General features: G+C 43.5%; 5 protein-coding genes. 2 read left to right on the plus strand and 3 right to left on the minus strand.

Annotated features, from left to right (window positions below):
* Positions 1–21 precede the first annotated feature (21 nt).
* From QUA77_RS17485 to QUA77_RS17495, 3 genes are all read right to left on the minus strand, one after another.
* Positions 22–990, minus strand: coding sequence for a TIGR03885 family FMN-dependent LLM class oxidoreductase (locus QUA77_RS17485; protein WP_333451450.1), 969 nt, complete (start codon positions 988–990; stop codon positions 22–24).
* Between the two features lie 201 nt (positions 991–1,191).
* Positions 1,192–2,043, minus strand: a complete 852-nt coding sequence (locus tag QUA77_RS17490; RefSeq protein ID WP_333451452.1) for a DUF1206 domain-containing protein — start codon at positions 2,041–2,043, stop codon at positions 1,192–1,194.
* Between the two features lie 370 nt (positions 2,044–2,413).
* Positions 2,414–2,641: an AI-2E family transporter gene (locus QUA77_RS17495; protein WP_333119776.1), complete on the minus strand. Its 228-nt coding sequence runs from the start codon at positions 2,639–2,641 to the stop codon at positions 2,414–2,416.
* Between the two features lie 1,055 nt (positions 2,642–3,696).
* On the opposite strand from QUA77_RS17495, the gene QUA77_RS17500 reads away from it, so the two are divergent.
* Positions 3,697–4,275, plus strand: coding sequence for a DUF3611 family protein (locus QUA77_RS17500; RefSeq protein ID WP_333039578.1), 579 nt, complete (start codon positions 3,697–3,699; stop codon positions 4,273–4,275).
* A 436-nt stretch (positions 4,276–4,711) separates the two neighbouring features.
* Positions 4,712–6,343, plus strand: a complete 1,632-nt coding sequence (locus QUA77_RS17505) for an alpha-amylase family protein (RefSeq protein ID WP_333039577.1) — start codon at positions 4,712–4,714, stop codon at positions 6,341–6,343.
* Positions 6,344–6,439: the final 96 nt, after the last annotated feature.

The raw sequence follows: 6,439 nt of genomic DNA on the forward strand, positions 1-6,439 counted from the left end.
ATTTACATACTGATTTTCCCATCAACTTTTTGTCAGCGCGGGCACTACTTTTTCACCAAACACCTCAATAAACGGCTCTTGTTCTCGGTTAACGTTGTGCAAAATTAGTTGATCGAACCCCAATTCCATATCTTTTTGCAACCACTCAATATGCTGCTCTTGGTCTGCCGAGATGCGGACGTGTTGATATAACTCCTCTGGTTGCACAAACTCCCCGGCGGCCTCAAATTGATCGGGTGTTATCAGTTCTGTCAGCATTTTAGTTTGGAAGATGTTATTACGCCATTGATGATGAGCGCCTTGTAGTGCTTTCTCTGCATTAGTGTCATAGGAAAGCTGCACTTTCAAAATCATTGGTTTTCCTTCTCCGCCACCGCGACGAAACGCATCGACGACTTTTTTTAACTTTTCAGGTGGGCGAGAAGTAGTAATTAATCCATCTGCCCAACTGCCCAACCATTCTGCGGTTTCTGGGGTAACTGCGGCGCCGATAATTAATGGGAGAATTTCCGGGCGGGTATAGAGTTTTGCATCTTCTACGCACACTAAACCCCGATGGGTGACGGTTTCTCCTGCCCAAAGAGCGCGGATAATATCGACACATTCTTTGAGGCGCGTGTTGCGATCGCTCTTAGTAGGCCACTTATCCCCAGTAATATGTTCGTTCAACGCTTGACCGCTGCCAACCGTTAGCCAAAAACGATTTGGAAACATTTCTGCTAAAGTTGCCGCAGCTTGGGCAATAATAGCCGGATGATACCGCTGTCCGGGAGCGCAAACAACTCGATAGGAAAGCCTCGGCGTTGCTTGCATTGCTGCACCCAACCAAGACCAAGCAAAACCGCTTTGTCCTTGCGCTTCACTCCAAGGATGAAAGTGATCGGAAGAAAGGGCATGGGTAAAGCCAGCTTGTTCTGCCATTTGGACATATTTCAGCAGTTGGCTGGGCTTAAACTGTTCGTGGGAAGCGTGATAACCAATTTGTGCCATAAGTTTTTAGGAGTTTTGAGTTGACTAGGGGCGGTACATCCTTACCCGCCCTGAGTTTTGAGTTAAAATATCCAGACTTAAAAGCAGGTGATTGAATCAGGACGCCTAGTAAAAGTTTTGAGTTTTGAGTTAGATAAGTTTTGAATTCACCCAAAATAATCTTGCACTCAAAATTCATAACTTTCTGTATAACGGTTAAGCTTATGAGCGTAAAATTCGCCTATAGCGAGCTTCAATTACCGAGTAGATGCCATAGGCAATTAAACCCAAAGGTACTAAAGCCAAAATCACTGGACTAAAAGGCTGTTGTGCCACAATTGCCAACACCTCGCCCAATCCCTTCGTTTGACTGGCATCCGAGAGCCTTGCTGCTTGAATTAAGAAAAAACCAATTATAACGAAAACAATTCCACGGGCAGCAATTCCAAATCGACCCAACCTTGTCGCCCACTTTTGCTCGGTTTGGCTCATTTCATCTAGCTTGAAATGGCGGCGAAATTTGGCTTTATATGCTTCGTAGAAATAAGAAAAGCCTACACCAATAACAATTGATCCTGCCAATCCTACCAGCCATTGTCCAAACGGTTGCGCTAAAATTTGGGCTGTCAAATCTTCGGTTGTATTGCTATTACTACGGCCCGAACCCATTATCAGTTTTACAGCCGTTAAAGCCAAACCTGCGTAAGCTAAAGCACTTAAGGCGTAGCCAATGCGTTGGGCAATTCGCTTGGCATCCATTTTCTGTCCTTGGTGTTCTGGGTCGAGAATTGTCTGAACGATACGCCAAAGGGCATAACCAATAATGCCAATCGTTACCAGAAATAGTAGAAATTTACCGAACGGTTGGTTAACAATTTCTGATAATGCACCGCTAGTATCCGTTGTCCTGCCGCCCATACTAAAGGCTGCTTGTGCTGCTAGAAAACCGACAATAAAGTAAACTAAGCCTTTGGAAGCATATCCCAATCTTGCCAGTCGCTCAAACCAGGGATGAGAAGCTGTCTGTCCAATTGAGTCTTTAATACTGTCGGTGGGTGAGTTGTGGCGTTTCATATTTTTTATACTTTAGTTGTTAACGACTGCTGGTCTAGGCATATGGTGAATTCCTTTCCTGTTAACTGACTTTTTAAACAAATAATTTGTATTATTTATTAATTCAATAATTACCTTCTTTAGAGATTTTTTTCATCTGTCTTGAGCGGGAGTTTCAGAGGTGGATGGATTGATAAATTTCCTATTTATTACCCTTGACAAATCTAGCTTTATGGGCTATGAGATAGCTTCCCTGATGGAGCAGTCTGCCAGCAGTATAGTATATCCTTGATTTAAAATTATTTAACAAAATTTTTAATAACAATTAGAATTGGGGGCGCTAAAAATAATCCCACAAAACCCAAGAATAATCTGAATACTGTCTAGAGTTTCAGGGGTAATTGGGAAGCCAAGATACCTGCTTTTTTATAAGGATAGGGCTGACAAAATTTCCTGCTGCAAATTGTTTGATTAGGAAATATAGCAACAACACCTCGCCTGCTTTCCAAGGCGAATCTAATAAAAGCAGCCGTGCTGAAATTACGCTTAAAAATTCGCCTATATAGGGAATGAAAGCGAATATAAATGCCACAATCCCGTTAACAAAAAGCCGTGTCACTTGCTAAGCAAACAAATTAATAATGCTCGTAATATAGCAAGCATAAATCATTGGTGAATTTCTTAATAACTCCCCTTACTAAGAGGAGGGTTGGGGTGGGTAAAAAATTTATGAATTCTGCAAGGATTGCTATAGCACTAAAACTCATGCTTTATGCAATGCCTGCCAACCAACCCATTAAACCCTCTTCGCATTTTGAGATAATTTCATCCGCTCGCTGAGGTAAAAAGCGATAAAAAGGTTGATATTTGCGTGGCGGTATGGCATCGAATTTACCAGAACTATGGTCAAAAATATAACTAATAAGCTATGGGTAATCAGGGTTAGATAGTAGGAATACAACAGATAAATAGGCGAATTGGTTCACCTAAAAATAGTTTAAATTTGTTGGGTTAAATGGTCAATACTGGGAATGGGGTCAAAAATTTGTCCGGGTAATCTTGCTTGCAACCAATAGCACCCAACTCGCATATGAATAGTTGGGAATCTGCAATAACTGCCCTAACTAGCTTATGGACGTTGTAAGAATGGATGCGCCCCAGTGCCGGAGTTGGAAATCAAGCATCTATCGCCAATAGTCCGATCGATCGCACTTAACTCAAAGCTGTATCATAAATTTTTCCTCAATCATCTTCCATCAGGTGGATATTTTCTTATGGCATCAGACAGATGGCAAGGTTGGGCTAGTTTGATTAAATGGTATGTAGAAGCAAGATTTTGAAATGGTGAACAAAGACAATAGACGTTTTGCCTAAGTCGATTTTTAAGACTCTAAATTCCCATTGTCGCAAGAAGTTGATTGTTCAGAACCGGGAGGATTTTAGGAGAATCAAATCAACCACAACGGCAGTGTCCGTGTTGAGTTCAACCTTTTATTTACCGGAAATTGCCGAATTCGGTTCTCAAACATCCGGCATCCTGTCCTGCCGTTAACTGACTTTTCAGGAAAACTCTAATAGCTAACCACCAGGCGATCGCTTGCGACAGGAAGACAAGCAGAACCTATTTCTTACGTCGTTTGCTTTGATGCTCAATTCAGCAATAAGGTGTATATAATGAATCAACTGAATCAACCAGAACCCTTGTCGCAACCGCTGACCCAAAGCGAATTCGTCGCAACTTTTCGCTTGTTTAGTAGATTTAGCTTTTGGATACAGTTATTCTTTGGTGCTGTTTCCGGCATTGTTTTATTATTTGCTATGTTGGGTCGCAACATGAGCGATCAAACCAATAATAATGCAGGTATTGGGTTCGGCATATTTTTAGCGATAGTTGGTCTGTTATTGCTGTGCTTTAGAATTTTTTGGGATTTTCGCTATCGCCTTTTAGGCCGACTTTTGCACGCCGAAAATTCCCAAGTATATCCCAGTAAAGAACATATTACTCACACCTTACGAGTTGGATTAATTTCTAGTTTGGTGGGGGTATTAATCGCGTTTGTCGCTTCTGAAGAAACAGTTGCTGTAGTCCTAGCAAAAACTCTTAGTCAGCCCCAAGCGATGGCAGCTTATGCGCCAGAAAATGTGATTCGTTCCCTAGATATTTTTGTGACGATGGCAAACGTCAATCTGGTTGGCGCTCACTTTTTTGGAGCTGTTACTTCTCTTGGGTTACTCAATTGGGTAGAAGATTAGTTGGCAGCATGGGCGATCGCTAAAGGCAAACACAGCTCCTATGTCGTTAGGAGTGAGAAAGGCTGACCGATTTAACTAAGGTTTGTGGTTTTGCACTGTCTTGGCGAAACAGAGCGAAGACAGTGCAGCTACAAGCTAAACAAGTTGGCTATTTGGATGAACATATAATCGGAAATTGGTAACGATCGCTCCTCGTAATGGTAGTCAGCCTGATCAACCGTTATTTTTTTATTTATTTAAAAAACGTAATTTATTATCTTGATAGATATTTCATCTACCTTTATATTGATATATTTTTAATTGGGACAAATATGACTTAGAATCAGATTCCGAAAGATGAGCTATAGCCGTGGCATTCAGCTTCCTAAATAGCCCTGTGGCCGGGTTTCTGAACACAGCCATGCTACACCGTTTCTCTATTAAGAAATTTACTGCAATGAAAGACCTCTGGTATAAAAATGCAATTGTCTACTCCCTTGATGTTGAAACCTTCATGGACTCGGACGGCGATGGTGTAGGCGACTTTCAGGGACTTATCAACCGCCTAGACTATTTATCCGCGCTAGGAATTACTTGTTTGTGGTTGCTGCCGTTTTATCCTTCCCCTAACCGCGACAATGGTTACGACGTGATGGATTACTACAACATTGATCCGCGACTGGGAACCCTGGGAGATTTTGTCGAGTTCATGCACCAAGCAAGGGAACGAGGCATTCGCGTGCTGATCGATCTGGTAGTAAATCATACGTCCAATCAGCATCCTTGGTTTGTGGCAGCCAAAAGCGATAAAAACTCCAAGTATCGCGATTACTATGTGTGGTCAGAAAATCCACCCAAAACTGATCCAGAATTGCTGGTGTTTCCCGATGCCGAGGACAGTATTTGGGAGTATGACGAACAAGCAAACGCTTACTATTTGCATCACTTCTATAAAGAACAGCCAGATTTGAATATTGCCAATCCGGCGGTACGAGAAGAAATATGCAAAATTATGGGTTTTTGGTTAGAACTGGGGGTGTCTGGATTTCGCATTGATGCTGTTCCCTTTTTAATTAAAGGAATTGGCATCGAAGGTGCAGACCCCGAAAGCCTGCGAGGTTTCTTGGAAGAAATGAGAGAGTTTGTCTCATCGCGTCAGGGTGATGCTGTGTTGCTGGCAGAAGCAAATGTCGATCGCGAGCAAATTCCTATCTACTTTGATAAGGGCGACAGAATGCACATCCTGTTCAACTTTTTGCTGAACCAGCATCTGTTTTTGGCCCTGGCGCGTCAAGAATCCACAGCGCTGCGCGAGGGACTAAAAACCTTACCGGATATTCCTGCTATTTGTCAGTGGCTTAATTTTGTGCGCCACCATGATGAACTGACGCTAGACCGCATTACTTCATCGGAACGAGAGGAAATTTTTGCAGCATTTGCCCCTGATGAAACGATGCAAATTTTCGGGCGCGGGATTCGTCGTCGCTTACCACCGATGATGGGAGGCGATCGCCGCCGCATTGAACTGGTCTACAGCTTGCTTTTCACCCTGCCTGGTACACCCATGCTGCGCTATGGGGAAGAAATTGGCATGGGCGACGATCTTTCGCTGGAAGGTCGAGACAGCGTTCGCACCGTGATGCAATGGTCAGATGCAGCTAATGGTGGCTTCTCGACGGCTGCAACTGATACTCTTGCCAGACCTGCGATCGCCCACGGAGAATACGGTTACAAACAAGTCAATGTCGTCGCAGCGCAGCGCGATCCTGCCTCATTAATTAACTGGATGGAACGTGCAATTAGCATCCGCAAGCAATGTCCTGAGTGGGGTAGGGGCAAGTGGCACATTCTCGAAACCGACTCTCCCTCCGTGTTAGCCCACTGCTGCGACTGGCAAGGCAGGACGGTGATTGCTGTGCACAATTTAGCCGACAAACCTTGTACCGCTACGCTGAAATTTCACGAATACACCCCTCTGTTCGATTTATTTGGCGATCGCCTGTATGAATCTCTCGGTGCCGACTCGCCCTCTATTCCCTTAGAACCCTACGGCTATCGCTGGTTTCGAGCCAATCGAATCTTGGGGTAAAAAAGTTAATGTTGATGGGAACACTAGCGACTCTAACTATTAGGAATTTACTTCGCTGATTAGGTAAACAACGCGGTTTCTGGCCCCCATCCGTAA

This window comes from Microcoleus sp. K5-D4, from assembly GCF_036704575.1.
Taxonomy (GTDB): Bacteria; Cyanobacteriota; Cyanobacteriia; order Cyanobacteriales; family Microcoleaceae; genus Microcoleus.

What these genes read in the sequence shown, in the direction of transcription:
- QUA77_RS17485 (WP_333451450.1), bottom strand. Translation starts at nt 990, where the DNA reads ATGGCACAAATTGGTTATCACGCTTCCCACGAACAGTTTAAGCCCAGC.
- QUA77_RS17490 (WP_333451452.1), bottom strand. Translation starts at nt 2,043, where the DNA reads ATGAAACGCCACAACTCACCCACCGACAGTATTAAAGACTCAATTGGA.
- QUA77_RS17500 (WP_333039578.1), top strand. Translation starts at nt 3,697, where the DNA reads ATGAATCAACTGAATCAACCAGAACCCTTGTCGCAACCGCTGACCCAA.
- QUA77_RS17505 (WP_333039577.1), top strand. Translation starts at nt 4,712, where the DNA reads ATGAAAGACCTCTGGTATAAAAATGCAATTGTCTACTCCCTTGATGTT.